Source organism: Streptomyces sp. DSM 41931 (assembly GCF_050271085.1).
Lineage (GTDB): Bacteria > Actinomycetota > Actinomycetes > Streptomycetales > Streptomycetaceae > Streptomyces > Streptomyces albogriseolus.
On sequence record NZ_CP189902.1, the window covers coordinates 5,825,548 to 5,851,807 of the forward strand.

The window sequence follows — 26,260 nt, forward strand, 5'->3', positions numbered from 1 at the left end:
GCCGCGCGCTCCGCAACTAGCGGGCATTCGTGCCTCCCCCAGTGCCTCAGGGCCTGGGAGGTACCCCCAGGGCGGCACGGGTGGGCGCGGCGGCACCCCGTCGGCGCCGGGCTGCGCCACACCCCCCGGCCCACTGCGACACGGGTGACGCAGCGACCCGCCAAGATGCTCAGACACAAGATGCTCAGACAACGGCAAGACGGCTGACCAACAGCCAAACCCTCCGCTCCGCATCACCCACCGGCAACCGCCCCGCACGGCTCAACGTCACCAACCCGTGCAACGACGCCCAGAACACCTCGGTGAGCAACCCCGCCTCGACACCCTCCCCCGCCACATCCTTCAGCGTCTCCAACAACGCGGCGAACCCGTCCTTCAACGCCTCCGGCGTCTCCTCCGCCGCGAACACCAGCCCACCGTCCAGCTGGAACATCGCGTCGTAGACAGCAGGATTCCGCTCGGCGAAGTCCAGATACGCCCGGGCCAGGGCGGTGACCCGCCCTCGCGTCCCCTCCGCCGACGCGGACCTGGACGCGGCCCGCAACTCCGCCGCCAGCTCGGCAGCCCCCTCCAGGGCCACGGCGCCGATGATCTCCCGCTTCCCGCGGAAGTGGCTGTACAGCACAGGCTGGCTGTACTCGATGCGCTCGGCGAGCCGCCGGGTCGTGACCGCGTCCCACCCTTGCTCCTCGGCGAGTTGCCGCGCCGTGGCGACGATGAGCCGCTCCCGCTCCGCCCGCTCCCGCTGCTTGCGTTCCTGTACCGACATAGACCGATCCTAGCACTGCTAGACAATCAAGCACCGACAGGTCTAGCGTTGACCCATCATCTAGCAATGCTAGAAAATCAGGGAGATCGCATGCTCAGCACGCTCGAAGTCGCCACCGTCGTGATCGTCGGCCTGATGGTCGGCGTGGAATTCTCCGTCGCCTTCGTCCTGAACCGCGTGATCGACGCACTGCCCGAGGACAGCGCCCAGCAGGCACATGCCCATGGCGGCCGCATGCTCGGTGCGGTGATGCCGGTCTGGTACATCGGCTCGCTCGTCCTCGTCGCCGTATGGGCCGTCGCGGGACGGGGCGACCCCGGCCCCGGCACCGGTCTCCTCGTGAGCGCCGCCGCACTGCTCGTCCTCAGCGTGATCATGTCGCTGCTGCTGCTCGTCCCGATCAACAACCGCAACAAGACCTGGACGCCCGAGAACCGCCCCGCCGACTGGAGGGAACAGCTCAACCGCTGGGCCCGCTACCACTACGGCCGCCTCGCCCTGATCGCCGCGGCCTTCACCCTCCTGGCCGTCGCCCGAGGCTGAACCGCACGGCGGCCTCCGGGTGGCCGGTCACCCGCTGCAACTCTCGCCCGCTGCGTGGCCGCCGCCTCAGAGGCGACGGCGTCCACCACGCCATGCGGCGGGATGGGCTTCGCCGTCGGGCCGTGCTCAACCCTCCAGGCTGCCGATGGCCTCGGCCAGCCACTTCTTTTCCTCGGTGCCGGTTGCGCGAGCGATGCGCAGCATGCCCTGCCGGAAGAGGCTGGGCGATTCCTCGGCTCGCACGGGCTCCCCGTCGCGGTAGAAGAAGCTCGCCGGGATGTTGAGGAAGGCCTGCCGCCGGCGCAGCACCGCAGCCTGCTCGGCACGGTCCGGGAGATGGTGCAGGAAGGCAAGCAGAGTGAAGAAGCGCTGCCCATCGGTAATGTCGGCCTCCTTGGGGTGCCGCAACCGGGCGAGCAGTTCGGCGCGGCCCGCCTCGGTGAGGGACAGGATCCGGCGGGGCGCGGCACCGCTTCCGGGCTCGGTGCGCTGCTCGATCAGACCCGCTTTCACGAGCCTGGAGATGGCCGGATAGAGCGCTCCGTCGCTCACTGGGCGGATGTGGCCGCTGAGGCCCTGGATGCGGGCTTTCAACTCGTATCCATGCAGGGGCTCCTCGAAGAGGAAACCCAGAATTGACAGCTCCAGCACGCCCCGAGCTCCTTCCTGCGCCTGTCGGCGCGCTTGCTCGCTCCACCCTGCCATGCTATCTCTTTTCGCTGTACCTCGATTAGAGGTACAGCGAAAAGAGGGGTGCGGTCATGGGGGCAGCAGAACACCGGCGCAGGTTGGTGTCGCTCGCGTATCCGGTCTACTTCGAGCTACTCGCCGGGGTCACGGCCGGGATCATCAACATGGTCTGGGTGGCCCGGCTCGGCGGGAGCGCTGTTGCCGCGGTGGCTGTCGCCACGAATGTCGAGAACCTGCTGCTCGGCGTCATCCTCGTCGCCGGCTCGGGCACGACGGTGCTCGTCGCACGAGCCAGAGGAGCGGGGGATCCGGTGGCGATGGGCTCCGCCGTGCGCGGCGGATGGGTCCTGTGGGCACTCGTCACACCCGTGGTCGCCATCGGCGGGTACCTGTGCCGCGAACCGCTCGCCCACCTCGTACTCGGCGGCAGCAGCGGCGACTCGCTGCCCCTCGCCACTGGCTATTTCTCGATCGCGTTGCCAGGAATCGCGGTGTTCTTCGCCACCAACGTCGTCGACGGCATCCTCAAGGGTGCGGGTGACACCCGCACCCCGATGAAGCTGGCGATCCTCGCGAACGGCCTGATCCTCGGGCTGGATCCCCTGTTCATCCTGGGATTCGACCTCGGGGTGCGCGGAGCGGCGATCGCCACAGTGCTGGGCCGGACAGTCGCGCTCATCTGCGGGTTCGTGGCGCTGCACCGCAACGGCGTACTGCGGCAGGCAGCTCAGGCGGCCCCGTACCGGGCCGGTTCGCTCAGCGCCGATGCGCGCAAGACCGCTGCGACCGGGCTTCCCATGTCGGCCGACTTCGTCGCACGCATGGCGGGGGCGCTCGCGCTCGTCGCCGTCGTCGCCCGGATCGGCGTCAGCGAGGTCGCCGCATACGGGATCGCGACGAAGGCGATGTACGTCGCGACCATGGCCTTCTACGCGGTACGCCAGGCTGCGGCCATCCGCACCGCCCATCTGCTCGGTGCCGGACGCGACGAGCGGCGCGCCATCGGACGACAGGTGTTGCTCGTCGCCGGATCGCTGGGGTTCGCGGCTCTGCTGATACTGCTCGCCGCCGGGCCGTGGATCATGTGGGTCTTCGGCAGTGAGGGAGAGGTGGCCGGGGCAGGCGCACTCTATCTGCGTTGTCTGGGGCCGTACCTGGTGCTTCTCGCTTGCTTCATCGCACTGGGCGGGGTGTTCGAGGGCAGCGGTGGCAGCGCCGCCCTTGCGCGGATCACGGTGTGCGGCACGGCGCTCCAACTCGCACTCGCATACAGCCTGTCGGGTTGGGGGCTGCCCGGAATCTGTCTGGCCATGGCGCTGGCCATGGCACTTCAGTGCGCAGCCATTGCCAGGATGTATCGGCGCACGGAACATCCGACCGTCACTGGCGACGACGACAGTCGGCTGAAGATCGGCGACGCAAGACCCGACAGCCCTTCATCCGGCAATCGACGTGCCTGATGAACGGTTGGGAAGTGCCAAGTACCAGAAGCGGGGCGGTGGGACGGCGACCCCGCCCACCTGGCGCGCCCCATGCGGATACGCCGGGAAATTCGCTGGCGGGCCGCCGCCAGGCCCTCTAGTCTGTGCCGAGTCGGCAAGGCGCCCACGGGCGCTGTTCATGACGAGGTTCTTGGGAGGTGTGACCGATGGCTGTCTCTGTGATGGGCCGTGCCCGCATTCAGTCGATCGTTTCGTTCACCTCCGTGGCCACCGGCTGACCTCTCCTCTTCTCGCGCGTTCCTGAACGCGTGCCGCCGGGGCCGCCCTTCGAAGGGTTTCCCTTGAATCTCTCCTCTCTTTCCGCCTCCTCGCACGCCCTCGCTCCCTACGGCTGGGACGAGGAGTGGGCGGACGCCTTCGCTCCGTACGCCGCGCAAGGGCTGGTGCCGGGCCGGGTGGTCCGGGTCGACCGGGGGCTGTGCGACCTGGCCACCCCGGACGGCGTGATCCGCGCCGACACCGAGTACGTCGTCCCCCGCGATCCGATGAAGGTCGTCTGCACGGGCGACTGGGCCGCCGTCGACCCGGAGGGCGCCCGCCCCCGTTACGTGCGGACGCTGCTGCCGCGCCGTACCGCGTTCGTGCGGTCCACCTCCTCCAAGCGGTCCGAGGGGCAGATCCTCGCCGCCAACGTCGACCACGCGGTCGTCGCCGTGTCGCTCGCCGTCGAGCTGGACCTCGCCCGGATCGAGCGGTTCCTCGCGCTGGCGTGGGAGTCCGGGGCGCAGCCGGTCGTGGTGCTCACCAAGGCCGACCTCGTGCCGGACGCGGTGACCCGGGCGTACCTCGTGCAGGACGTCGAGACGACCGCGCCGGGCGTGCCCGTCGTCACCGTCAGCGCGCAGGACGGCGAAGGGCTCGACGTGCTCGCCGCGGTCGTGTCCGGCGGGACCTCCGTCCTGCTCGGGCAGTCCGGCGCGGGCAAGTCCACCCTGGCCAACGCCCTCCTCGGCGAGGACGTCATGGACGTCCAGGCCACCCGGGACGTCGACGGCAAGGGCCGCCACACCACCACGACCCGCAACCTGCTCCTGCTGCCCGGCGGGGGAGTCCTCATCGACACCCCCGGTCTGCGGGGCGTCGGCCTGTGGGACGCCGGCACCGGTGTCGGCCAGGTGTTCTCCGAGATCCAGGATCTCGCCGAGAACTGCCGGTTCCACGACTGCGCCCACGAGAGCGAGCCGGGCTGTGCCGTCCTCGACGCCATCGAGGCCGGTGAGCTGCCGCAGCGCCGCCTGGACAGCTACCGCAAGCTGCTCCGCGAGAACCAGTACATCGTCGCCAAGACCGACGCCCGCGTCCGCGCCGAGCTCCGCAAGGACTGGAAGCGCAAGGGCGCCATCGGCAAGGCGGCCATGGAGGCCAAGCGGGGGCGGATGCGCTGACACCCCTGTTCCGCCGGGTGCCCTCAGCGGGCACCCGGCGGGGCGGAACAGGGTCAGCCCGACTCCCGTAGCTCCAGCACGTACCGCGCCGTCAGCGCCACCGCCCGGTCCCCGTCCCCGGTCAGCGACCTCAGCGTGTCCGTGGCCGCCGGCCCCGGGATCTCGGCCAGGGCCTGCGTCAGACGGCGGCGCGCGGACGGGCCGAGGGCGGCATCGGCGAGGCGGTCCGCCAGTTCCGCCCCGATACGGTCCGCCACCGCCACGTCACCCGCCAGCGTGCCCAGCGCGTCCGCCGCGTCGACGTCGTTCGCCTCCTCGACGACCATGCCGACCAGTTCCGGCATCGCGTCCGCCACCCCGCGCGCCCCCAGCTCCAGGGCCGCGGTCCGGCGCACGGACGGGTCCGGGTCCCCGAGGGCGTCCCGCAGCAGCGCCGTCGCCCGCTCGCCCGGAATCTCCGCCAGGCACCGCACCGCCCGCCCCCGCACCTCCGGCAGCGCCGACCCCAGCCCCGCCGCCAGCAGCTCCGGGCCCCGCTCGCCCGCCTGCGCCAGCGCCCACCGCAGGGCGCCGGCGACATGCGGGTCCGTCTCGCTCAGCACCGCCTCCACCAGCGCCTCCACCGGCACCGGCGCCGTGTCCACCGACGACAGGGCGGCCCGCTGCCGCATCCCCGCGTCCCCCGACCGCAGGTTCCGCAGCAACGCGACGACCTGGAGGACGTCCTGCCAGTCGGCGGGTTCCGCCGCGTCGATCCGCTGGAGTCGGGTCAGCAGCTCCGTCTCCCGCGCGATGCGCTCCCGCGTCCGCCGGGCCAGGTCCGCGACGAGACCGGACGGGGTGAAGCCGGGGTCGTCCAGGGCACGGCCCGCGTCCCGCAGCGACAACCCCAGCGACCGCAGGCTCTCCACGTGGAAGATCCGCCGGATGTCCTCCTCCGTGTACGCGCGGTACCCGGCCGCCGTACGGCCCGTGGGCCGCACCAGGCCCAGCGACTCGTAGTGCCGCAGCATCCGGGGGCTCACCCCGGACCGCCGCGCCACCTCACCGATCAGCACCCCTGCCTCACCCCTCCGCACCGCCAGGTCCGTCGGGCCCCAGCGACACCACGCGCTTCGCCTCCTCCACCGCGTACGCGAACCCCGCCTCGGGGTCGCGCCGCAACTGCTCCGTCGCCAGCGCGTGGCCCCGTACCCGCGGGTCCGTATGGTCCGCCGCGGCCCGCACCGGCGGGACCGCCGCCTCGCCCAGCTCGATCAGCGCCCGGCTGAGACTCATCTGCGTCTCCCGCCCGCCCCGCCCGAGCTGCGACACCAGCACCTCCGCCAGCTCCGCCGCCTCCCCCTCCGGCGCCAGCAGCACCGCCGTCCGCCAGGCGGTCCGCGCCACCTCGTCGTCCGGGTCGGTCAGCAGCGACCGGGGGATCGCCGGCCACACGCTCCGGTCCCCGATCTTGGACAGGGTGTGCAGCGCCTGGCTCCGCGCCCGGGCGTTGGGCGACCGCAGCTCGGCCACGACCCGCGGCACCGTCACCGTCTCCGGGTGCCGGGTCAGGGCCCACGTCAGCATGTCCCGCACATGGAACACGGATTCCACCCCGCACCGCTCCACCAGCGGCCCCACGAACCCGGGGTCCGGGTCCGACCCGGCCGCCAGCGCCGCGCGCAGCCGCACCGAGGAATCGTCGTGCCGCAGTCCCGCGAGCACCCGTGATGTCATCGTCTCCGCCTTGGGCGTGGTCATCGGAGCACCTCCAGGCCCGCCAGTGAAGACCTTCTCACCGTGTCAAGGTCAAGAACCCGGGGGAGACCCCCTGAGGTTCCATGTCCGATTCCCGCCAGCCCGGCCTTCCCCGCCAGGGGACACTGGACCCTATGACGGACGAGGACAGCAGGTACGAGGCGGTGCGCAGCCGGGACGCCCGGTTCGACGGCGCGTTCTTCTTCGCCGTCGAGACCACCGGCATCTACTGCCGGCCCAGCTGCCCCGCGGTCACCCCCAAACGCGCCCATGTGCGCTTCTTCCCGACCGCCGCCGCGGCGCAGGGCGCGGGCTTCCGGGCCTGCCGGCGCTGCCGCCCCGACGCCGTGCCCAGCTCCGCCGAGTGGAACGTACGGGCCGACGCCGTGGGCCGCGCCATGCGCCTCATCGCCGACGGCGTCGTCGACCGCGAGGGCGTCGCCGGACTCGCCACGCGCCTCGGCTACAGCCCCCGCCAGGTGCAGCGGCAGCTCACCGCGGAGCTGGGCGCCGGACCGGTCGCCCTGGCCCGCGCCCAGCGCGCCCACACCGCGCGCGTCCTGCTCCAGACCACCGGCCTGCCGGTCACCGAGATCGCGTTCGCCGCCGGGTTCGCCAGCGTGCGGCAGTTCAACGACACCGTCCGCGCCGTGTACGCCACTACGCCCACCGGACTGCGCGCCGCCGCGCCCCGCAGGGGCCGCGCCCGCCCCGGCACCCCCACCGCCGGCGTGCCGCTGCGGCTCGCCCACCGGGGCCCCTACCAGGCGCGCCCCGTCTTCGACCTGCTGGAACGGGAGGCCGTCCCCGGCGTCGAGGAGATCACCGGGACGCCCGGCGCGCGCACCTACCGGCGCACCCTGCGCCTGCCCTACGGCACCGGCATCGCCGCCGTCGAGGAGCGCCCGCACACCGGCACCGGCGCCCGCCCCGGCGGCTGGCTCGACGCCCGCGTCCACCTCACCGACCTGCGCGACCTGACCACCGCGGTGCAGCGGCTGCGCCGGCTGTTCGACCTGGACGCCGACCCCTACGCCGTCGACGAGCGCCTCGGCGCCGACGTCCGGCTCGCCCCGCTGGTCGCCGCCCGCCCCGGACTGCGCTCGCCCGGCGCCGCCGACCCCGACGAGGTCGCCGTGCGGGCGCTCGTGGGCCGCGACACGGCCGCCGAGCTGGTCCGCCGCTACGGCAAACGCCTCGACGTGCCCTGCGGCGCGCTGACCCACCTGTTCCCGGAGGCCGCCGTCCTCGCCGGCGCCGAGCCCGACGGCACCCTGGGCGCGCTCACCGCCGCCCTCGCCGACGGCGCCGTACGGCTCGGCCCCGGCGCCGACCGGGACGCGGCGCGGGACGCCCTCGCCGCCGTCCCCGGCCTCGACGACCCTACGATCGCCGCCATCCGCACCCGTGCGCTCGGCGACCCCGACGTGGCCCCGCCCGGCCTCGACGCCCCCGACAGCTGGCGCCCCTGGCGCTCGTACGCCCTGAACCACCTGCGAGCCGCAGGGGAGTTGGAGTGACCCTCATGACGACGACGTACTGGACCCACGTGGACAGCCCGCTCGGGCCGCTGCTGCTCACCGCCGCCCCGACCGGCGAGCTGACCTCGCTCACCGTGCCCGGGCAGAAGAAGGCGACCGTGGTGCGGGACGACTGGACGCACGACCCCGGGCCCTTCCGGGAGGCGGAACGGCAGCTCGCCGCGTACTTCGCCGGCGACCTCAAGGAGTTCCGGCTGCCGACGCGGGCCGTCGGCACCCCCTTCCGGGAGAAGGTGTGGGCCGCCCTGGACGACGTGCCGTACGGCGGGACCGTCACCTATGGGGAGATCGCCGCGCGCGTCGGGGCGCCCCGCGCCGCCGTGCGGGCCGTCGGCGGCGCGATCGGCGCGAACCCGCTGCTCATCGTCCGCCCCTGCCACCGCGTCATCGGCGCCGACGGCTCCCTCACGGGGTACGCCGGAGGACTGGAACGCAAGGTGCGGCTGCTCACCCACGAGGGCGTGCTGCCCCGCGCCTGACCCCGTGAGGGAAGCCCGCTCAGCCCCAGAACACCGCGCCGATCCACGCCGCGGCGATCAGCTGGCAGGTGAACAGCTCCGTCAGCAGGCTCCACCCGCCTGACCGCATCACCGTGCGCACCGCGGCCTTCGCCTCCCCGCGGCGGCCGAGCCGGATCCGCTCGTGGACGTACACCCCGGCGAGGAAGCCGGGGACCGCGCCGATCACCGGCAGCAGCACGAAACCCGCGAACGAGCCGCCGCCCGCGTACGTCAGCAGCCGGGCGTCCACGCCGCCCTCCCGGAGTCTGCGGGGCGGCAGCGCCCAGCGGATCACCTGCGACAGGAACAGCACCACGGTCGCCCCCACCAGCACCCACCACGCGACCGCCTGCGGGTCCTTCAGCGCCCACCACAGGACCGCGGCCCACACCAGCCAGGACCCGGGCACCCCGGGCACCAGCACTCCGCACAGACCGAACAGGAGCACCAGTCCGGTGAGCAGGAGGTCCCACGCTCCCATCTGTCCAGGGTGCAGGAGGGCGGGGGACGGCGCAGATCGGCGGCGCGGCGACTGCCGCGCGGGGCGGCGATTTTCCCGATGCCCCGTTTTCATCCGGCCCGTCCGGTGGACAATTGAGGGCATGAGTCAGCAGGGGGGAAGGCCCACCGGGCCCACCGGTCCCGGTCCCGAGGACGACTGGTGGGGTCAGCTGTACGACGACGCCTCCGACGACACGGGGCCGGCGCCCGCGGCCGACTCCCTGGACGACCGTTTCGCCTCGGCGGCGGGAGCGGTGAACGCGGGCGGGCCGGGGGCCGACGCGCCGCAGCCCCCGCCGGCCCCCGACCCCCGGGACGCCCCCGGCACCCCGGTGCTCCCCACCCAGCGCCGGACCCCGCCGCCGACACCGGAGGCCGCGCCGCCCACCCCGTCGTCCGGCACCGGCGCCCCGACCGGCTCCCCTCCCGCGCCGGAGCCGCCCTCGGACCCCCCGCGTCCCGACGCGGCGACCGCCACCCCCACCACCCCCTCCGGTCCCACCGCCGCCCCCGCCTACGGCGCCTGGACCCCCGTCGCGCCCGAGCCCTTCACCCCGGCCGGTGACGAACCGGAGGACGAGGCGGCCGCCGCCCGCACGTCCGGACTCGGGCCGCTCCCGCCGCCGCTCCCCTCCCGCGCCTACGTCGGCACCCGCCCGCCCACCTACGACGCGGAACCCACCGCCCTCCCCGCCGCCGACCCCGACGACCTGGACGCGCTCGTCCCGGACACCGTGCTGGACGGGGCCCGGTACGGCGCCTGCACCCTGCGGTCCGTCTCCGTGCGCGGAGACTCCGCCCGGTACCGGGGCGAGCCCCGCCGCGACGCGCTGCTGACCGCGCGGTTCGGGGCGGGGGAGCGGGCCCTGGTGCTGGTGGCGCTGGCGACCGGTGTGCGGACCGCCCCGGGGGCGCACCTGGCCGCCGCCGAGGTGTGCCGCTGGATCGGCGCGGCGGTGGGCCGCAGCCACGAGCGGCTCACCGCCGACATCCGGGCCGCCCGCCGCGCCGACCTCAAGGCCGGCCTGCACCGCCTGACCGACCGCGGCCTCGGCAAGCTGCGCGCCGCCGCGACCGAGCAGGGCCTCGACCCCGACGACTACGCCGCCACCCTGCGCTGCCTGCTGCTGTCCGGCGACCCCGAGTGCCGCACCCGGGTGTTCTTCGGGGTCGGCCCCGGAGGGCTGTTCCGGCTGCGGGACCGCGAGTGGCAGGACATCGAGCCGGAGGTGACGGAGGTGAAGGGCGAGCCGGTGCTCGGCTTCGGCTCGCCGCCGCACGAGACGCCGGACGGCGACCGCCTCACCATGGACCTCGGCATCCCCACGCCCCCGAGCCCGTACGAGCCGGCCCCCGAACCGCCCCGCGAGCCCTTCCGTTTCCGTACCTCCGTAGCCCGCCCGGGTGATGTGCTGCTGATGTGCGGCACGGGCTTCGCCGAACCGCTGCGCGGCGAGCCCGGACTGCGCGCCCACCTCGCCGACCGGTGGTCCGGTCCCGAGCCCCCGGGGCTGACGGCGTATCTGGCCGACACCCAGGTACGGGTGAAGGGGTACGCCGACGACCGTACGGCCGTGGCCGTCTGGGAGGCGTGAGCACGCCCGGTGTGAATTCATGGAACCCGTCAGGCATCTCCGGCACCCGAGGGGCAGACGGACACCATGGCCAAGCAGAACATCGCGGAACAGTTCGTCGACATCCTCGTCCGCGCGGGAGTCAAACGCCTGTACGGCGTGGTCGGTGACAGCCTCAACCCGGTCGTGGACGCCGTGCGCCGCAACTCCGCCATCGACTGGATCCATGTCCGGCACGAGGAGACCGCCGCGTTCGCGGCAGGCGCCGAGGCGCAGGTCACCGGCCGGCTCGCCGCCTGCGCCGGCTCCTGCGGGCCCGGCAATCTCCACCTCATCAACGGCCTCTACGACGCCCACCGCTCCATGGCGCCCGTCCTCGCCCTCGCCTCCCACATCCCGTCCAGCGAGATCGGCCTCGGCTACTTCCAGGAGACCCACCCGGACCGGCTGTTCCGGGAGTGCAGCCACTACTGCGAGCTGATCTCCAGCCCCCGGCAGATGCCCCGGCTGCTGGACACCGCCATCCAGCACGCGGTCGGCCGTTCCGGCGTCAGCGTCGTCTCGCTGCCCGGCGACCTCGCCGACGAACCCGCCCCCGACCAGGCGCCCGAGACCGCGCTGGTCACCTCCAGGCCCACGGTCCGCCCCGGCGACGACGAGATCGACAAGCTCGTCGACATGATCGACCGCGCCGAGAAGGTCACCCTGTTCTGCGGCGCCGGCACCAAGGGCGCGCACGCCGAGGTGATGGAGTTCGCCGGGAAGATCAAGGCGCCGGTGGGGCACGCCCTGCGCGGCAAGGAATGGATCCAGTACGACAATCCGTACGACGTCGGCATGAGCGGGCTGCTCGGCTACGGCGCCGCGTACGAGGCGACGCACGAGTGCGATCTGCTGATCCTGCTCGGCACCGACTTCCCGTACAACGCCTTCCTGCCCGGTGACGACGTGAAGATCGTCCAGGTGGACGTGCGGCCCGAGATCATCGGGCGGCGCTCCAAGCTGGACCTCGCGGTGTGGGGCGACGTGAAGGAGACGCTGCGCTGTCTCACGCCCCGGGTGCGCACCAAGGACAACCGCAAGTTCCTCGACCGGATGCTGAAGAAGCACGCGGAGGCGCTGGAGGGGGTGGTGAAGGCGTACACCCGCAAGGTGGAGAAGCATGTGCCGATCCATCCCGAGTACGTGGCGTCCGTCCTGGACGACATGGCCGACGACGACGCCGTCTTCACCGTCGACACCGGCATGTGCAACGTCTGGGCCGCGCGCTACATCTCGCCCAACGGCCGCCGCAGGATCATCGGTTCGTTCTCCCACGGCTCGATGGCCAACGCGCTGCCGATGGCGATCGGGGCGCAGTTCACCGACCGGCACCGGCAGGTCGTGTCGATGTCAGGCGACGGCGGATTCACCATGATGATGGGCGACTTCCTCACGCTCGTGCAGTACGACCTGCCGGTGAAGGTGATTCTCTTCAACAACTCCTCGCTGAGCATGGTGGAGTTGGAGATGCTGGTCGCCGGACTGCCCTCGTACGGCACCACGATGAAGAACCCCGACTTCGCCGCCGTGGCCCGCGCCTGCGGGGCCTACGGGGTGCGGGTGGAGAAACCGAAGGAGCTGGCGGGCGCGCTGAAGGCGGCCTTCAAGCACAAGGGGCCGGCGCTGGTGGACGTCGTGACCGACCCCAACGCGCTGTCCATCCCGCCGAAGATCAGCAAGGAGATGGTGACCGGGTTCGCCCTGTCCGCCTCCAAGATCGTGCTGGACGGCGGGGTCGGCCGGATGGTCCAGATGGCCCGCTCCAACCTGCGGAACGTGCCGCGCCCGTAGGCGGGTTCAGCTGTTCCCGGTCCGCCAGGAGCGGTTCAGGGTGTCGTACTCGTAGTGCGGCAGGCCCTCGACGGCGCTGGTGCGGAAGGGGCGGCCCCGGTCGTCGATCCGCACCGTGCCGGTGCGGCCCTGCGAGGACCAGTCCAGCTCCAGGTACCAGCGGCAGTCGCAGCCCTCGGTGCGGGCGGTGATCATCAGCACCTCGGGGTCGGACGCGGACACCCGGTACGGCATCCGCACCGCCGGGATCGGCGTGCCCGCGTCGTTCCCGGCGACCGCGCGGGCGATCGGCCGGTCCTTGTCCAGGTCCACGTCGAAGAAGCGGGGGGTCAGCGCGCCGCCGCAGCCCTGGTCCATCGCGTACGCGTTGCCGGGCGCCGGCTCCGAACGGCCGGCCACCCGGACGCGCAGCGCCGTGAGGACGACGGCGGTGTCGGACGTCCCCTGGACCGACAGCTCCACCAGCGTCTCCCCACCGTGCACGGCGCCCTGCGTGGCCGCCCAGGTCCGGGCGTCCTGCGGGGCGGGCGGCGGAGGCACCTGGGCGGGAGGCTTCGCCACCACGTAGTCGTGCCCGCAGCCGTACGCCCAGGCGTGGTCGTTCACCGACCAGGTGAGGGGCGGGGGCCCCGCGGGCGCGTGGTCCGGTGCGGTGGCGGAGCCGGTGGGACGCGGCGCCTTGGACGCGGCGCCGTTCCCGCCGTGACGGGCGGAGGGGGATCGTGAGGGGGAAGGGGAGGCGGACGGCGGGGCCGAGGGCGACGTCGAGGGCGCGACGGACCGCGCGGCCCCGGCACCGTCCCCGGCGGTCCCGGTCTCCCCGACGGCCCCGCTCCCGGCGGCCGTCCGCCGGTCTTCCGGCAGGAACGACAGACTCCCGACAGTGGCGAGCAACGCACACGCGACAGCGGCGGCCACGGCCACGCGCTTGCGCCGCCAGCGCCGTTGCGTGGGCCTGTGGCTGTGACCCACGGGCCCGCTCACGACATGCGTGTCGTGCTCACTCGGTTCCACGGCGTGGCTGAAATCGTTCGCCTGCTCGGCGGCGGCCGACCGGTCGTCGTGCGGTGGACGCGCATCCCCCGACGCGGCTCCGGGGCGCGGGGCGTCCGGCCGTTGGCCGGCCGTGCCGGGTGGCGCATCGGACGCGTCCGATGCCGCCCCGCCCCGGGGCCGGCGCCGCGCCTCTGCCGCCCGGAGCCACAGGCGGTGGAGTTCGAGGCGTTCCGCGTCCGTCGCGCCGCAGAGGGCGGCGAAGCGTTCGACGGGGGCGAAGTCCACGGGGACCGCGTCGCCGGCGCAGTAGCGGTGCAGGGTCGAGGTGTTCATGTCGAGACGGCGGGCCAGTTGGCCGTAGCTGCGGTCCGTGCGTCCCTTCAGCTTCCGCAGCAGCGCCGCGAACTCCGTCACCTCGTCCTGTGCCGACACCGGCTCCGTCTCCCCGTCACTCGTCCGAGTCCGCCTCGACCGGGCGTCCCAGGGCATCCCAGGCACCCTGTATCACTGCACGTCGGAGGGGCTGGGATGGTTCCATGCCGGGGAATCGGGCGGCGACGCTTGCGCCGGTCGCCCGCGGCGGCGGATGCTCTGACCACGGCGAACCGCCCCGACGTCCCGGACGGACCATCCCGGCCGTCGCGGTGCACGTGTCGTCATTCCACCACGCACATCCCACGGGGGACACCCATGCCCATCCGCACCCGTGTCGCGGCACTCGCCGCGCTCACCGCCGCCGCGCTCGCCGTGGGCGCGGCCGCCACCGCACAGGCCGGCGCCGCGCCGGGCGGCACCGCGCAGAAGAACGCGTCCGTACAGAAGAACGCGTCCGCACCGAAGAAGGCGGCCGCCCCCAGGTTCCTGGCGGCGTCCGAGCTGCCCCCGCACCCGACCGGCTGGACCGCGGGTCCGGTCACCGACGGCTTCCCGGAGCAGCTCGCGTACTGCCTGGGCGAGGGCGTGCCCGCCTACGACTACCGGCACCGCCTGTTCCACACCGAGCTGGACACCAGCGCCGTGCAGGTCACCGTCGTGACCGGGTCCGCCGCGAAGGGCAAGGCGCTGGCGGACCGGCTGAACAAGGAGATCCGCACCTGCGCGGCCCGGCTGGAGCGGCTGTACCCGGAGATCGAGGCCGAGGGCCGGTACTTCGGCACGCTGCCCGTCGAGGAGGGGGCGACGGTGCACGGCCTGCACACCGAGACGTCGTACGGCGCCACGGACGTCAACCTGCTGTCCGTGGGGCGTGACGGCCGTACCGTGACCGTCGTCGGCTGGGGGCAGATGGGCGACTTCGACGACGCCCCGCTCGCCGCGTTCAAGAAGACCGCGAAGAAGGCGGTCACCAAGCTCTACTGAGGTTCCTGAGTCTCGCGACCACCGTGTGAGAGCCGGGGTCGTCCTCTCGCCACGGGGGTCGGGAGGACGGCCCCGCACACGGGTGTGTGGCCGTTGCACTTCGGCCAACAACGGCTCACGGCCGCTCCGTATGACTGCCGTGTGACCGACCGGGCAAGCATTCCCTGTAGGTGTTCGAGCAGGTGGGGGAATCGGCATCGGCACGCGGGCGGGGGTCATGAGAAGTCAGGCTTCGGCGGATCGGCTGAGGCGCACACTGGGGCGTGCGGATCTGCGGGCGGTGGCCGAGTCCCGCCGCGCCTTGCGCGAGCTGTTACGCCACCGGTGCGATCCGGAGCGGTCCGCGGTCGCGGAGCTGCTCACCAGCGAACTCGTGACCAACGCCCTCGTCCACACCGACCGCGACGCGGTCCTCACGGCGGACGTCGGCCCCTGGGGACTGCGCGTGGAGGTACGGGACTTCACCGCCCGCGAGCCCCGGCCGCGCCCGCAGACGGGCAACGACACCACGAACGGGCGGGGTCTGGTGCTGGTGGAGTCCCTGGCCGACGCCTGGGGCGTCAGGAGACACGGCGTGGGCAAGTCCGTCTGGTTCGCGCTCGGCCCGGAAACGGAGGCGGACGCCGACGCGGCGTGAGGGACGCGGTTTTCCACCGCGTCCCTCACGCCGCGTCGCGCCGTCGTACGGGCGCCGGCCGAGTCGTACGGACGTCAGCCGAACTGCTGCTCCATCTCCTTGAGTTTGCGCTCGAGGCTGTCCAGACGCGGCAGCGCCTGGGTGTCGTCCTCGGCCGTGAGATCGACCGTCCGCGCCTCACCGCCGGAGCGGCGGACCGGCTGCAGGGAGGGACGCGGGGCGGGGGCGGGCAGGGCCTCCGGCGTCGCTATGGCAGGCTCCGCGGCGACCACGTCGGAGTCCCGCTCCACCGTGGCCTCCAGCTCGCGTCCGCCGCCCCGGCCGCCGAAGCCCCGGTGACCGCGGCTGATCGCCTTCAGGCGGGCCCGCTCCATGCGCTCCTGCTCGCGACGGCGCCGCCTCTCCTGCTCCTTGCGGAGCTTGTCCTCGCGGACCTCCTCGACCGCCTCGTCGAGGCTGCGCACGCCCTCCAGCAGCATCAGCGACCAGGCGCGGTAGGTCTCCCGGGGCGCGCGCAGCCAGCGGACCATGCGGATCTGCGGCAACGGGCGTGGCACCAGGCCCTGTTCCCGCAGCGCGGCGCGGCGGGTCTGCTTCAGCGCGCGGTCGAAGAGCACCGCGGCGGACAGGGACATGCCCGCGAAGAAGTGCGGGGCGCCCGCGTGGCCGGCGCCGCGCGGCGCGTGGACCCAGTTGAACCACGCCGCGGCGAAGGCGAACGTCCACACGAGTATGCGCGAGCCGAGGGCCGCGTCACCGTGGCTGGCCTCGCGCACGGCGAGCACCGAGCAGAACATCGCCGCGCCGTCCAGGCCGAAGGGCACGAGGTACTGCCACCCGCCGGACAGGCCGAGGTTCTGCTCACCGAAGCCGACCAGGCCGTGGAAGGACAGGGCGGCGGCCACCGCCGCACAGCAGAACAGCAGCACGTAGGAGACGGTGCCGTAGAGGGCTTCCTTGCGCCTGCGGCGCTCCTCGCTGCGCTCCCACGAGTCGTCGGCGCTCGTGTCCTTGACCGAGGAGCGCTTGCCGCGCGCCAGCACCGCCACCGCCGCCAGCATGCCCAGGAGCAGCACGGCGCCCGGAAGCAGCCAGTTCAGCGATATGTCGGTCAGTCTCATCTAGGGGTCCCTTGCATTGGGATAGGGCGTAACGCCCGCCATAGTGGCCCAATCCCGGCGTCCCTCAGGGGGTTTCGGGGCAAGAGGCCGCCAATACAGTGCGAGGGGGGTGCCCTGGGCGGCTTTCTGCTCGAACTGCCGCATGAGGGGCGGGAGTTGAGTTCGAATAAGACTACCCGTACGGGTGGTTCCGCGGACACTTCCCGCGTGCGGTGGGGAAATTGTGAAGTGCTCGTGACCTCACGGCCCCGCGCGGCGCGCGTCCCCGGCGCGCACAACGGCGGGGCGGCCGGACGATCTTACCTCGTCCGGCCGCCCCGCCCTGTCCCACGCAGCGTCAACTAGCCTGCCCGACCAGCTCCTTCTCCCGCTCGTGGGTCCGTGCCGCGGTCTGCTCCTTGGCGCAGGTGCGCGGGCAGGTGGCGCAGATGTCCGCCGGGCGCAGGGTGTAGAACATGCAGCAGCTCACCCGGTCCCGGGTGGCGGCGGCCGGCTCCCCGCCGGGCCCGGACGGCCTGCGGAACGCCGCCGCGCCGACGTACGGCTTCGTCGCGCCCGGCAGCAGCAGCTCCAGCTCGCGCAGGGCCCGCTCCTCCTCGCCGAGCAGCTGGGCGACGTACCAGAGGCTCTCGACGATCTCGTCGGTCGCCATGCCCCACAGGGCCCGGCCGCGCCGGCGCATCCGGGGGCCGAATCCGGCCAGCACGGGCTCCAGGTGTTCGGCGACCGCCGCGCGGACCTCCGCCCGCAGCGCCTCCTCGCCGTGCACGACGAGCGCTCCGGGCAGGGCGGCGGCCGGGTCGTCCGGCAGGCAGGCGAAGCCGGCCGGGCGTACGGCCATGCGGCCGACGGCGAGCCCGGCGGCGGTGCGGTCGAACGAGACGTGCGTCACGGGGTAGCGAGGGACCCGGCGGTGCAGGAACCACGGCACGGTGATCAGCAGACAGGCCGGCCAGGCGTAGCGGTGCAGACCGAAGCTGGCGATGACGTCCGGGCGGCCCTGCTGTCCGTAGTCCCGCCGCACCTGTGTGTCGTCCCAGGCGAGGAAGTCGTCCAGTCCGTCCCCGCCTGCGGCGAGGTCGGCGGCGGCGACCCAGCCGCCGCCCCGGGGGGCCGCCTCTCCGGCGCCGAGTTCGGTGACGGCGAGGGCGGGGAAGGCCTCCGCCAGACGGGCGTACGCGTCCGCGACGGCCGAACCGGGCACGGCCATGGGACCACCCCTTCACGTCTCGTGGAGCCGGGCAATAAAAGGTAAGCCTCACCTTACCCAACATCGCGGAGATGTGAACTGGCGTCCGATGCGCTTATGGTGCTTGACGCACAGGTGCCAACCCGCCGTAATGACCCCAAGTACCGACACGTCCGCAGGAGGACCTTGTGAAGCAGGGCACGCAGGGCTCCGCAGGGACGACGACGGGCGAGGCGGCAGCGGCCGCCGAGGCCGCCGCCAGGACCGCGGGGAGCCGCTACCGGGTGCCCGCCCAGCCGGCCGCCGGGGAGGCGGACCGCCGCCGTGACGCCGGCGGCGGTCGCGAGAGTTCCGCGCGCGGCGAGCACACCCACGGCGAGCCCGTCCTTCCCCGGCCCCGGCCCGCCGTCCAGCGGCCGTCCGTACGCGGTCAGGTCCTCGCCGCCCTGCGCACCGCGCTGGTCACCGGAGACCTGCGGCCCGGCGAGGTCCACTCGGCGCCCGTACTGGCCGAACGTTTCGGCGTCTCCGCCACGCCCGTCCGCGAGGCCATGCAGCAGCTCGCCCAGGAGGGCGCGGTCGAGGTCGTGCCCAACCGGGGCTTCCGGGTCGTCGAGCGCAGTGCGCGCGAGCTGGCGGAGCTGGCGGAGGTGCGCGCCCTGATCGAGGTGCCGGTGATGCTGCGGCTGGCCCGTACGGTGCCGCCCGAGCGGTGGGCCGGACTGCGCCCGCTCGCCGAGGCCACCGTCCGCGCCGCGTCCTCCGGCTGCCGCGCCACGTACGCCGAGGCCGACCGCGCCTTCCACAGCGCGGTCCTCGCCCTCGCCGGGAACCAGCAACTGGTCGGCGTGGCGGAGGAGTTGCACCGGCGCGCGCAGTGGCCCCTGGTGGGCGGCGGCGCCCCCGGCGGCGGCACCCGCGCCGAACTCGTCGCCGACGCCCACGAACACACGGCCCTGCTGGACGCGCTGGTCGCGGGCGACCTGGACGTGGTGCGGGCGCTGGTGGGGGAGCACTTCAACGGGGCGGAGTAGCAGGGGCGTCCCCTCCGACACCCTCCGGGTGCCCTGAGCCCCGGAAGATCCGCACGCGCCCCCGAACCCCCGGTTCACCCGAACGAGGTACCCGCACCGTGCCTCACGCCGTCGCCGCGTCCGTCTCCGGGGGAGTCAGGCGGTGGGCGAGCCAGGTGGGGACTCCGCCCAGGAGGCGGAACAGGCGGCTGGCCTCCTCGCGCAGGCGGGAGGCCTCCGGTTCGGTCTCCGTGTCCGCGAGGGACACCAGCGCGGGCGCCGTGCCGACCAGGTAGCCCAGCTCCTCCCGGATCCGCAGCGACTCCGCGAACCCGTGCCGGGCCTCCGTCAGCTCGCCCTCGCGCAGGGCGAGTCCGGCGAGGTGGCGCCAGGTGGCGGAGAGCAGCAGCGGGTCGGCGTGGGCGGTGGCGCCCGCGTGGGCCCGCCGGTAGGCGGCGCGGGCGGCCTGCGGGGAGCCGGTGAGGTTCTCCGCGATCAGCCCGCGCCGGAAGTCCAGCAGCGGCCGCCCCTTCGCGCCCGGCGCGATCAGCGCGGCGGCCCGGCCCAGCGCGGCACGCGCCTCGTCGGCCCGGTCCCGGACCTGGAACAGCGTGGCGGCGTAGGCCAAGTACCCGCGTTCACAAGCGGCGGCGCCCCGCTCGTCGTCGGTGTGCGCCAGCGCCTCGGCCGTGCGCAGCGCGTCCTCCGCGTCCTCCCACCCCGTCTCGGTGTACAGGCACCGCTCCACCAGCAGCGACGCCCGTTGCAGGGCCGCCTGAGGGGTGGCGGGGGTGAGCAGTGCGGCCGCGTCCACCCAGCAGGCGCGGGAGCGAAGCCGCCACACCGCCGTCTGGAGGGGATCGTCTTCGGCGGTCGTTCCGTCACCGGACATGGCGGTATGCGCCACGTTGCCCTCCCCGAGCACGCCATCGAGCTGTTGAGTGGTGGCCGCATCTCAGCACGAACCACCCGGCCCGGCCAAGAGGGCGGGTGAAGGATTTCACAAAGTCATGGGGAGCGGGACGGAACGGGGGAGTCCGGCCTGTGGCCGGGTTGGGGAGGGCGGCACCTGCGCGGCTGGATCCGTCGTGTGCCGGGTGCGGGTCGGTTGTGGCTGGTCGCGCAGTTCCCCGCGCCCCTGGGGGTGTTGCACCTGCGGTCGGCGGGGTGCCTCGGCGGCGGGCCTCGCGCCCCTGGGGGTGTTGCACTCCTGGCAGGCCCGGTCGCGGGCCGGACGGCGCTCAGCTCATCCGCAGCGCCAGGAAGAAGTCCAGCTTGTCCTCCAGGCGCGACAGGTCACGGCCCGTCAGCTGCTCGATGCGGCCGACCCGGTAGCGCAGCGTGTTGACGTGCAGGTGGAGGCGGGTGGCGCAGCGGGTCCAGGAGCCGTCGCAGTCGAGGAACGCCTCCAGGGTGGGGATCAGCTCGGCGCGGTGCCGGCGGTCGTACTCGCGCAGCGGGTCCAGCAGTCGGGCGGTGAACGCGCGCCGCACGTCGTCCGGGACGAACGGCAGCAGCAGCACGTGCGAGGCCAGCTCCTGGTGTCCGGCCGCGCAGACCCGGCCGGGGCGTGCCGCGGCGACCCGCCGGGCGTGCCGCGCCTCCTCCAGCGCGCCGCGCAGCCCCTCGGCCGAGTGCACCGCGGCGGACACGCCGACGGTGAGCCGTCCGTCGCCGTCGAGGCCCGCCGTCAGGGGCCCGCGCACGGACTCCAGCAGCGCGTCGGCCTGCACGCCCGGGCCGGCCTCGTCGTGCTCGTCGGTCACCGAGGGCAGCGGGACCAGCGCGATCGCCTCGTCGCCGGTGTGCGCCACCGCGATCCGGTCGGACGGCTCGGGCCCGGTCGACGCCGGGTCGACCAGGATCTCCTCGAGCAGCGACTGCGTGACCGGGCCGCCGTCGCCGCGCCCGTCCTCCCACTCGACCCGGGCGACCACGACCTGCCAGTGCGGCGCGGAGCCGAGACCGGGCAGCAGTACCGGGGCGGCCACCCGCAGGCGCGCCGCGATCTCCGCGGGCGCGGCGCCCGTCTGCACCAGCTCCAGCACCTCCTGCGCGAGCCGCCGCCGCACCGTGCGCGCCGCGTCCCGCCGGTCCCGCTCGACGGCGATCAGCTGGGTGACGCCCTGGAGCAGATCCAGCCGCTCCTCGGCCCAGTCCCCGGCGTCCGCCTCGACCGCCAGCAGCCAGTCCGACAGCATCGTCCCGCGCGGGTCCCCCGGCTCCGAGGACGGACCGTGCCCGCTGCCCCACACCGGAAAGAGGCTGTACGTCGTCCGGTCCAGCACCACCCGGTGCGGACCGCGCCGCCCGGTCCGCACGGCCGCCAGATGCTCCGCCGCGAGCCGCGCGCACGCCTCGGGGTCCAGCGCGGGCACGGTGCCGCGCGCCCCCGTGGTCTCCTTGGGCGCCGCGATCAGCCGGCCGGTGGGGGAAAGCACCCAGGCGCGCAGGTCCAGGTCGGAGCCGAGCAGGTCGAGCACCACGTCGGGGCCGCCGCCCGCCGGTCCCGAGGTCATCATCCGCCGGTGCCGGTCGACCACGGCCGCCAGGTCCCCGGCGCGCTCGCCGGAGACCTGGCGCACGACGTGCTCGGTGATGGTCGCGAAGGCCACCGACTCGTGCACCGCGAACAGCGGCAGCCGGTGCCGCGCGCACGCCACGACCAGGTCGTCGGGGACGTCCCCCAGCTCCGCCTCGCCCGCTGCCAGCGCGGCCACCCCGGCCTGCACCAGGATCCGTACGAAAGGCTCGGAGTCGGCGGCGTCGCGGCGCCAGGCCAGACCGGTCAGCACCAGCTCGCCGCCGGACAGATAGCGGCTGGGGTCGCGCAGGTCGGTGGTCATCACCCCGCGCACACCGCGGTCCAGCTCGTCCTCCCCGCCGAGCAGCTTCAGGCCCAGCGCGTCGGTGTCCAGCAGTGCGCGCAGCCGCATTCTCGTCGCCGCCGTTCCTTGTCTCGGTACCCGTGAGGAGGGTGAAGAATGGTCGGGAGGGGCCCGTGGGACTGGCCTGCGGACATACGTGGTCCGCTCCCGATCGCCTCCCGCGTTGCTGGAGGAAGACCGGAAGGTTACAGGGGCTCTCCGTTCATACGAATCTACAAGATGCCCGCAGTGGCCAGCCAACTCCTTCATGGTTTCCGTGACTGACCCGGGTGGAGCAGGCGGCGGTGTACTGGGCGCACTCCACGTGAACACCGCAGGAACGAGCCGGGCCCGCCGCACACGGATTGGCTCAATCTGTACGCCCCTCACGAGACGAAGAAGAGAGCCGGTCATGGACTTCCTTCGCCCCGCCAGCTGGGAGGAGGCGCTCGCCGCGAAGGCCGAGCACCCCACCGCTGTGCCGATCGCGGGCGGCACCGACGTGATGGTCGAGATCAACTTCGACCATCGCCGTCCCGACTACCTGATGGACCTCACCCGCATCGGTGAACTCTCCGCATGGGAGGTGGGCCAGGACACCGTACGGCTCGGCGCCTCCGTCCCCTACGCGACGATCATGGAGCGGCTGCGCCCCGAGCTGCCGGGCCTCGCCCTCGCCTCCCACACCGTGGCCTCCCCGCAGATCCGCAACCGGGGCGGCGTCGGCGGCAACCTCGGCACCGCCTCCCCGGCCGGCGACGCCCACCCCGCCCTGCTCGCGGCCGGCGCCGAGGTCGAGGTGGAGTCCGTACGCGGGTCCCGCCGCATCCCCATCGACGACTTCTACACCGGCGTGAAGCGCAACGCGCTCGCGCCCGACGAGCTGATCCGCGCCGTCCACATCGACAAGGCCGACGGACCGCAGCAGTACTCCAAGGTCGGCACCCGCAACGCCATGGTCATCGCCGTCTGCGCCTTCGGTCTCGCCCTGCACCCCGGCACCCGCACGGTCCGCACCGGCATCGGCTCGGCCGCCCCGACCCCGATCCGGGCCAGGGCCGCCGAGGACTTCCTGAACGCGGCCCTGGAGGAGGGCGGCTTCTGGGACAACGGGAAGATCATCACCCCGTCCGTGGCGAAGCGGTTCGCCGATCTGTGCGCCGCCGCCTGCAACCCCATCGACGACGTGCGCGGCACCGCGAGCTACCGCCGTCACGCGGTCGGCGTGATGGCCCGCCGCACGCTGACCTGGACCTGGGAGTCGTACCGAGGCGCCCACCGCACCACGGAGGGAGTCGCCTGATGCGCGTCAACTTCACCGTCAACGGACGCCCCCAGCAGGCCGACGACGTCTGGGAGGGCGAGTCCCTGCTCTACGTCCTGCGTGAGCGCCTCGGCCTGCCCGGCTCCAAGAACGCCTGCGAACAGGGCGAGTGCGGCTCCTGCACGGTACGGCTCGACGGCGTGCCCGTGTGCTCCTGCCTGGTCGCCGCCGGACAGGCCGAGGGCCGCGAGGTCGTCACCGTGGAGGGCCTCGCCGAGTACGCCCGGCAGCGCGCCCGCGACAGCGGTGACACCGGCGGCGCCTGCGGCACCTCCCTCGACGAGGCCAAGGGGTGGCGGGCCGACGGCGCCGACGCGCAGACCGGCGAGGGCGCCGGACTCTCGCCCGTGCAGCAGGCGTTCATCGACGCCGGCGCCGTCCAGTGCGGCTTCTGCACACCCGGGCTGCTGGTCGCCGCCGACGAGATGCTGGAGCGCAACCCCGACCCGTCCGACGCGGACATCCGCGAGGCGCTCTCCGGCAACCTGTGCCGCTGCACCGGCTACGAGAAGATCATGGACGCGGTCCGCCTCGCCGCCGCCCGCCAGTCCGAGGGGGTCTGAGCATGCCCACGAACGGCGTTCCCACGAAGATCACACAAGGCTCCGGCACCAAGGGCGGCATCGGCGAGTCCACCCTCCGCCCCGACGGCACGCTCAAGGTCACCGGCGAGTTCGCGTACTCCTCCGACATGTGGCACGAGGACATGCTCTGGGGCCAGATCCTGCGCTCCACCGTCGCCCACGCCGAGATCGTCTCCGTCGACACCGCCGAGGCCCTCGCCACCCCGGGCGTGTACGCCGTCATGACGTACGACGACCTGCCCACCGAGGTGAAGCACTACGGGCTGGAGATCCAGGACACCCCGGTCCTCGCCCACGGCAAGGTCCGCCACCACGGCGAGCCCGTCGCGATCGTCGCCGCCGACCACCCCGAGACGGCCCGCCGCGCCGCCGCGAAGATCAAGGTGGAGTACCGCGAGCTGCCGGTGATCACCGACGAGGCCTCCGCGACCGCACCGGACGCGGTCCTCGTCCACGAGCACCGCGACGACCACCACGCCGGGCACGTCCCGCACCCCAACATCGTGCACCGCCAGCCCATCGTGCGCGGCGACGTCGCGGCGGCCCGGGAGCGCGCCGACGTCGTCGTCGAGGGCGAGTACACCTTCGGCATGCAGGACCAGGCCTTCCTCGGCCCCGAGTCCGGGCTCGCCGTGCCCGAGGAGGACGGCGGCGTCCACCTCTACATCGCCACCCAGTGGCTCCACTCCGACCTGCGCCAGATCGCGCCCGTGCTCGGCCTCCCCGAGGACAAGGTGCGCATGACCCTGGCCGGCGTCGGCGGCGCGTTCGGCGGGCGCGAGGACCTGTCCATGCAGATCCACGCCTGCCTGCTCGCCCTGCGCACCGGGAAGCCCGTCAAGATCGTCTACAACCGCTTCGAGTCCTTCTTCGGCCATGTCCACCGCCACCCCGCCAAGCTGTACTACGAACACGGCGCCACCGCGGACGGCACGCTGACGCACGTCAAGGCGCGCATCGTCCTCGACGGCGGCGCCTACGCCTCCGCCTCGCCGGCCGTGGTCGGCAACGCCTCCTCGCTCGGCGTCGGACCGTACGCCGTGGACGACGTCGACATCGAGGCGATCGCCCTCTACACCAACAACCCGCCCTGCGGCGCGATGCGCGGCTTCGGCGCGGTCCAGGCGTGTTTCGCCTACGAGGCGCAGATGGACAAGCTGGCGGCGCGGCTCGGCATGGACCCGGTGGAGCTGCGCCGGCGCAACGCCATGGAGCAGGGCACCCTCCTGCCCACCGGGCAGCCCGTCGACTCCCCGGCGCCGGTCGCCGAACTCCTGCGCCGCGTCAAGGCGATGCCCCTGCCGCCCGAGCGCCAGTGGGAGTCCAGCGAGGGCGCCGACGTGCGCCAGCTCCCCGGCGGCCTGTCCAACACCACGCACGGCGAGGGCGTCGTCCGCGGCGTCGGCTACGCGGTCGGCATCAAGAACGTCGGCTTCTCCGAGGGCTTCGACGACTACTCCACCGCCCGCGTCCGCATGGAGGTCGTCGGCGGCGAACCGGTCGCCACCGTGCACACCGCGATGGCGGAGGTCGGCCAGGGCGGCGTCACCGTCCACGCCCAGATCGCCCGTACCGAGCTGGGCGTCGCCCAGGTGACCATCCACCCGGCCGACACCCGTGTCGGCTCGGCCGGTTCGACGTCCGCGTCCCGCCAGACGTACGTCACCGGCGGCGCGATCCGACACGCCTGCGAGCTGGTCCGCGAGAAGGTCCTCGACCTCGGCCGGCGCAAGCTGGGCACCTACCACCCCGCCTGGGCGCACGCCGAACTCCTGCTGGAGGGCGGCAAGGTCGTCACCGACGGCGGGGAGGTCCTCGCCGACCTGGTGGACGTCCTCGGCGACGAGGCCGTCGAGGTCGAGGAGGAGTGGCGGCACCGGCCGACCGAACCCTTCGACCTGCGCACCGGCCAGGGCAACGGACACGTCCAGTACTCCTTCGCCGCGCACCGCGCCGTCGTCGAGGTCGACACCGAACTCGGCCTGGTGAAGGTGATCGAGCTGGCCTGCGCCCAGGACGTCGGCAAGGCGCTGAACCCGCTGTCGGTCGTGGGCCAGATCCAGGGCGGAACCACCCAGGGCCTGGGCGTCGCGGTCATGGAGGAGATCCTGGTCGACCCGCGGACGGCGAAGGTACGGAACCCGTCCTTCACGGACTACCTCATCCCGACGATCCTCGACACCCCGACCATCCCGGTCGACGTCCTGGAACTGGCCGACGACCACGCACCGTACGGCCTCCGGGGCGTCGGCGAGGCCCCGACGCTGTCCTCGACGTCGGCGGTGCTGGCGGCGATCCGGGCGGCGACGGGGCTGGAGTTGAACAGAACGCCGGTCCGGCCGGAACATCTGACGGGCATGTCGTAACGCCCTGGCTTGCAACGCCGGGTGCGGGTGGTCCGTGGCTGGTCGCGCAGTTCCCCGCGCCCCTCAGGGCGCTTCCGCCGCCGCTGCGGGCATTCGTGCCGCTTAGGGCGGCACGGGTGGGCGCAGCGGCACCCCCGACGCCGGGGCAGGTGACCATCCCCCCGGTACCACCCACCTCGTTCGTCTCGGGCCGTCCCCCGGGTCGTGCACCTCCCCAAATCCCGTC

The 26,260-nt window shown here is 73.5% G+C and carries 23 protein-coding genes; 13 read left to right on the forward strand and 10 right to left on the reverse strand.

Features of this window, described 5'->3' with window-relative positions:
- Nucleotides 1-184: 184 nt before the first annotated feature.
- On the reverse strand, nucleotides 185-769 hold the full coding sequence (locus tag ACP7TJ_RS26700) for a TetR/AcrR family transcriptional regulator (RefSeq protein ID WP_387790344.1): 585 nt from the start codon (nucleotides 767-769) through the stop codon (nucleotides 185-187).
- Nucleotides 770-859: 90 nt separating this feature from the next.
- Between ACP7TJ_RS26700 and ACP7TJ_RS26705 the strand changes: the two genes are divergently transcribed.
- The gene (locus tag ACP7TJ_RS26705; RefSeq protein ID WP_367463328.1) at nucleotides 860-1,312 is read left to right on the forward strand and encodes a DUF1772 domain-containing protein; all 453 of its coding nucleotides are present in this window, start codon (nucleotides 860-862) and stop codon (nucleotides 1,310-1,312) included.
- A 126-nt stretch (nucleotides 1,313-1,438) separates the two neighbouring features.
- On the opposite strand, the gene ACP7TJ_RS26710 is transcribed toward ACP7TJ_RS26705, so the two are convergent.
- Nucleotides 1,439-1,963 carry a PadR family transcriptional regulator gene (locus tag ACP7TJ_RS26710; protein ID WP_167742291.1) on the reverse strand — a complete coding sequence of 175 codons (525 nt, stop codon included), beginning with the start codon at nucleotides 1,961-1,963 and terminating at the stop codon, nucleotides 1,439-1,441.
- 110 nt (nucleotides 1,964-2,073) lie between these two features.
- On the opposite strand from ACP7TJ_RS26710, the gene ACP7TJ_RS26715 reads away from it, so the two are divergent.
- Nucleotides 2,074-3,462: an MATE family efflux transporter gene (locus ACP7TJ_RS26715; RefSeq protein ID WP_427765908.1), complete on the forward strand. Its 1,389-nt coding sequence runs from the start codon at nucleotides 2,074-2,076 to the stop codon at nucleotides 3,460-3,462.
- A 323-nt stretch (nucleotides 3,463-3,785) separates the two neighbouring features.
- Nucleotides 3,786-4,889, forward strand: coding sequence for a ribosome small subunit-dependent GTPase A (gene rsgA / locus ACP7TJ_RS26720; protein WP_167742289.1), 1,104 nt, complete (start codon nucleotides 3,786-3,788; stop codon nucleotides 4,887-4,889).
- Nucleotides 4,890-4,942: 53 nt separating this feature from the next.
- Here rsgA and ACP7TJ_RS26725 read toward each other — a convergent pair whose 3' ends face one another.
- The gene (locus tag ACP7TJ_RS26725) at nucleotides 4,943-5,947 is read right to left on the reverse strand and encodes a HEAT repeat domain-containing protein (protein ID WP_167742288.1); all 1,005 of its coding nucleotides are present in this window, start codon (nucleotides 5,945-5,947) and stop codon (nucleotides 4,943-4,945) included.
- Between the two features lie 7 nt (nucleotides 5,948-5,954).
- A complete protein-coding gene (locus ACP7TJ_RS26730) occupies nucleotides 5,955-6,632 on the reverse strand; it encodes a HEAT repeat domain-containing protein (protein ID WP_189909017.1) in 678 nt (225 codons plus the stop codon).
- Nucleotides 6,633-6,763: 131 nt separating this feature from the next.
- Between ACP7TJ_RS26730 and ACP7TJ_RS26735 the strand changes: the two genes are divergently transcribed.
- Entirely contained in the window at nucleotides 6,764-8,149 is a 1,386-nt protein-coding gene (locus tag ACP7TJ_RS26735; RefSeq protein ID WP_427765912.1) for a bifunctional transcriptional activator/DNA repair enzyme AdaA, read from the forward strand.
- Between the two features lie 5 nt (nucleotides 8,150-8,154).
- Nucleotides 8,155-8,649 (forward strand): methylated-DNA--[protein]-cysteine S-methyltransferase, encoded by a 495-nt coding sequence (locus tag ACP7TJ_RS26740; RefSeq protein WP_189909019.1) that lies wholly within the window; start codon nucleotides 8,155-8,157, stop codon nucleotides 8,647-8,649.
- Nucleotides 8,650-8,668: 19 nt separating this feature from the next.
- Here the strand turns inward: ACP7TJ_RS26740 and ACP7TJ_RS26745 are convergent, their stop codons facing one another.
- On the reverse strand, nucleotides 8,669-9,151 hold the full coding sequence (locus ACP7TJ_RS26745) for a DUF456 domain-containing protein (protein WP_093766144.1): 483 nt from the start codon (nucleotides 9,149-9,151) through the stop codon (nucleotides 8,669-8,671).
- A 121-nt stretch (nucleotides 9,152-9,272) separates the two neighbouring features.
- On the opposite strand from ACP7TJ_RS26745, the gene ACP7TJ_RS26750 reads away from it, so the two are divergent.
- Together ACP7TJ_RS26750 and ACP7TJ_RS26755 are read left to right on the forward strand one after the other, a co-directional pair.
- Complete coding sequence (locus ACP7TJ_RS26750; RefSeq protein ID WP_403447991.1) at nucleotides 9,273-10,766, forward strand: protein phosphatase 2C domain-containing protein; 1,494 nt, start codon at nucleotides 9,273-9,275, stop codon at nucleotides 10,764-10,766.
- 66 nt (nucleotides 10,767-10,832) lie between these two features.
- Complete coding sequence (locus ACP7TJ_RS26755) at nucleotides 10,833-12,578, forward strand: pyruvate dehydrogenase (protein WP_093766142.1); 1,746 nt, start codon at nucleotides 10,833-10,835, stop codon at nucleotides 12,576-12,578.
- A gap of 6 nt (nucleotides 12,579-12,584) precedes the next feature.
- On the opposite strand, the gene ACP7TJ_RS26760 is transcribed toward ACP7TJ_RS26755, so the two are convergent.
- Complete coding sequence (locus ACP7TJ_RS26760; RefSeq protein WP_427765917.1) at nucleotides 12,585-14,006, reverse strand: helix-turn-helix domain-containing protein; 1,422 nt, start codon at nucleotides 14,004-14,006, stop codon at nucleotides 12,585-12,587.
- Nucleotides 14,007-14,264: 258 nt separating this feature from the next.
- On the opposite strand from ACP7TJ_RS26760, the gene ACP7TJ_RS26765 reads away from it, so the two are divergent.
- Both ACP7TJ_RS26765 and ACP7TJ_RS26770 read left to right on the forward strand, forming a co-directional pair.
- Nucleotides 14,265-14,933 carry a hypothetical protein gene (locus ACP7TJ_RS26765; protein ID WP_266550112.1) on the forward strand — a complete coding sequence of 223 codons (669 nt, stop codon included), beginning with the start codon at nucleotides 14,265-14,267 and terminating at the stop codon, nucleotides 14,931-14,933.
- Nucleotides 14,934-15,150: 217 nt separating this feature from the next.
- A complete protein-coding gene (locus tag ACP7TJ_RS26770) occupies nucleotides 15,151-15,570 on the forward strand; it encodes an ATP-binding protein (protein WP_093766139.1) in 420 nt (139 codons plus the stop codon).
- A gap of 74 nt (nucleotides 15,571-15,644) precedes the next feature.
- Here the strand turns inward: ACP7TJ_RS26770 and ACP7TJ_RS26775 are convergent, their stop codons facing one another.
- Together ACP7TJ_RS26775 and ACP7TJ_RS26780 are read right to left on the reverse strand one after the other, a co-directional pair.
- Nucleotides 15,645-16,691: a DUF2637 domain-containing protein gene (locus ACP7TJ_RS26775; protein WP_093766138.1), complete on the reverse strand. Its 1,047-nt coding sequence runs from the start codon at nucleotides 16,689-16,691 to the stop codon at nucleotides 15,645-15,647.
- Nucleotides 16,692-17,028: 337 nt separating this feature from the next.
- Nucleotides 17,029-17,901, reverse strand: coding sequence for a (2Fe-2S)-binding protein (locus ACP7TJ_RS26780; RefSeq protein ID WP_427765922.1), 873 nt, complete (start codon nucleotides 17,899-17,901; stop codon nucleotides 17,029-17,031).
- A gap of 167 nt (nucleotides 17,902-18,068) precedes the next feature.
- Here ACP7TJ_RS26780 and ACP7TJ_RS26785 point away from each other — a divergent pair, with 167 nt between their 5' ends.
- Nucleotides 18,069-18,914 carry a GntR family transcriptional regulator gene (locus ACP7TJ_RS26785; protein WP_093766136.1) on the forward strand — a complete coding sequence of 282 codons (846 nt, stop codon included), beginning with the start codon at nucleotides 18,069-18,071 and terminating at the stop codon, nucleotides 18,912-18,914.
- Nucleotides 18,915-19,017: 103 nt separating this feature from the next.
- Here ACP7TJ_RS26785 and ACP7TJ_RS26790 read toward each other — a convergent pair whose 3' ends face one another.
- Together ACP7TJ_RS26790 and ACP7TJ_RS26795 are read right to left on the reverse strand one after the other, a co-directional pair.
- Nucleotides 19,018-19,785 (reverse strand): hypothetical protein, encoded by a 768-nt coding sequence (locus ACP7TJ_RS26790; RefSeq protein ID WP_093766135.1) that lies wholly within the window; start codon nucleotides 19,783-19,785, stop codon nucleotides 19,018-19,020.
- 349 nt (nucleotides 19,786-20,134) lie between these two features.
- Nucleotides 20,135-21,829, reverse strand: a complete 1,695-nt coding sequence (locus tag ACP7TJ_RS26795) for a PucR family transcriptional regulator (protein WP_427765925.1) — start codon at nucleotides 21,827-21,829, stop codon at nucleotides 20,135-20,137.
- A 343-nt stretch (nucleotides 21,830-22,172) separates the two neighbouring features.
- Between ACP7TJ_RS26795 and ACP7TJ_RS26800 the strand changes: the two genes are divergently transcribed.
- Genes ACP7TJ_RS26800 through ACP7TJ_RS26810 form a run of 3 tightly spaced genes read left to right on the forward strand, consistent with a single transcriptional unit; the run spans nucleotide 22,173 to nucleotide 26,034 of the window.
- Nucleotides 22,173-23,063, forward strand: coding sequence for an FAD binding domain-containing protein (locus tag ACP7TJ_RS26800; protein WP_093766133.1), 891 nt, complete (start codon nucleotides 22,173-22,175; stop codon nucleotides 23,061-23,063).
- The gene (locus tag ACP7TJ_RS26805; RefSeq protein ID WP_367486633.1) at nucleotides 23,063-23,647 is read left to right on the forward strand and encodes a (2Fe-2S)-binding protein; all 585 of its coding nucleotides are present in this window, start codon (nucleotides 23,063-23,065) and stop codon (nucleotides 23,645-23,647) included. Before ACP7TJ_RS26800 ends, ACP7TJ_RS26805 begins: the two co-directional genes overlap by 1 nt.
- Nucleotides 23,648-23,649: 2 nt before the next feature.
- Complete coding sequence (locus ACP7TJ_RS26810; RefSeq protein ID WP_427765929.1) at nucleotides 23,650-26,034, forward strand: xanthine dehydrogenase family protein molybdopterin-binding subunit; 2,385 nt, start codon at nucleotides 23,650-23,652, stop codon at nucleotides 26,032-26,034.
- The last annotated feature ends 226 nt before the right edge of the window (nucleotides 26,035-26,260 follow it).

Bases quoted from the DNA above. Each gene is read 5' to 3' on its own strand.
- ACP7TJ_RS26745 (WP_093766144.1), bottom strand. From the start codon at position 9,151: ATGGGAGCGTGGGACCTCCTGCTCACCGGACTGGTGCTCCTGTTCGGT.
- ACP7TJ_RS26765 (WP_266550112.1), top strand. From the start codon at position 14,265: ATGCCCATCCGCACCCGTGTCGCGGCACTCGCCGCGCTCACCGCCGCC.
- ACP7TJ_RS26755 (WP_093766142.1), top strand. From the start codon at position 10,833: ATGGCCAAGCAGAACATCGCGGAACAGTTCGTCGACATCCTCGTCCGC.
- ACP7TJ_RS26805 (WP_367486633.1), top strand. From the start codon at position 23,063: ATGCGCGTCAACTTCACCGTCAACGGACGCCCCCAGCAGGCCGACGAC.
- ACP7TJ_RS26735 (WP_427765912.1), top strand. From the start codon at position 6,764: ATGACGGACGAGGACAGCAGGTACGAGGCGGTGCGCAGCCGGGACGCC.
- ACP7TJ_RS26770 (WP_093766139.1), top strand. From the start codon at position 15,151: ATGAGAAGTCAGGCTTCGGCGGATCGGCTGAGGCGCACACTGGGGCGT.
- ACP7TJ_RS26750 (WP_403447991.1), top strand. From the start codon at position 9,273: ATGAGTCAGCAGGGGGGAAGGCCCACCGGGCCCACCGGTCCCGGTCCC.
- ACP7TJ_RS26730 (WP_189909017.1), bottom strand. From the start codon at position 6,632: ATGACCACGCCCAAGGCGGAGACGATGACATCACGGGTGCTCGCGGGA.
- ACP7TJ_RS26800 (WP_093766133.1), top strand. From the start codon at position 22,173: ATGGACTTCCTTCGCCCCGCCAGCTGGGAGGAGGCGCTCGCCGCGAAG.
- ACP7TJ_RS26715 (WP_427765908.1), top strand. From the start codon at position 2,074: ATGGGGGCAGCAGAACACCGGCGCAGGTTGGTGTCGCTCGCGTATCCG.
- ACP7TJ_RS26795 (WP_427765925.1), bottom strand. From the start codon at position 21,829: ATGCGGCTGCGCGCACTGCTGGACACCGACGCGCTGGGCCTGAAGCTG.
- ACP7TJ_RS26790 (WP_093766135.1), bottom strand. From the start codon at position 19,785: ATGTCCGGTGACGGAACGACCGCCGAAGACGATCCCCTCCAGACGGCG.
- ACP7TJ_RS26700 (WP_387790344.1), bottom strand. From the start codon at position 769: ATGTCGGTACAGGAACGCAAGCAGCGGGAGCGGGCGGAGCGGGAGCGG.
- ACP7TJ_RS26775 (WP_093766138.1), bottom strand. From the start codon at position 16,691: ATGAGACTGACCGACATATCGCTGAACTGGCTGCTTCCGGGCGCCGTG.
- ACP7TJ_RS26810 (WP_427765929.1), top strand. From the start codon at position 23,650: ATGCCCACGAACGGCGTTCCCACGAAGATCACACAAGGCTCCGGCACC.
- ACP7TJ_RS26780 (WP_427765922.1), bottom strand. From the start codon at position 17,901: ATGGCCGTGCCCGGTTCGGCCGTCGCGGACGCGTACGCCCGTCTGGCG.
- ACP7TJ_RS26705 (WP_367463328.1), top strand. From the start codon at position 860: ATGCTCAGCACGCTCGAAGTCGCCACCGTCGTGATCGTCGGCCTGATG.
- ACP7TJ_RS26740 (WP_189909019.1), top strand. From the start codon at position 8,155: ATGACGACGACGTACTGGACCCACGTGGACAGCCCGCTCGGGCCGCTG.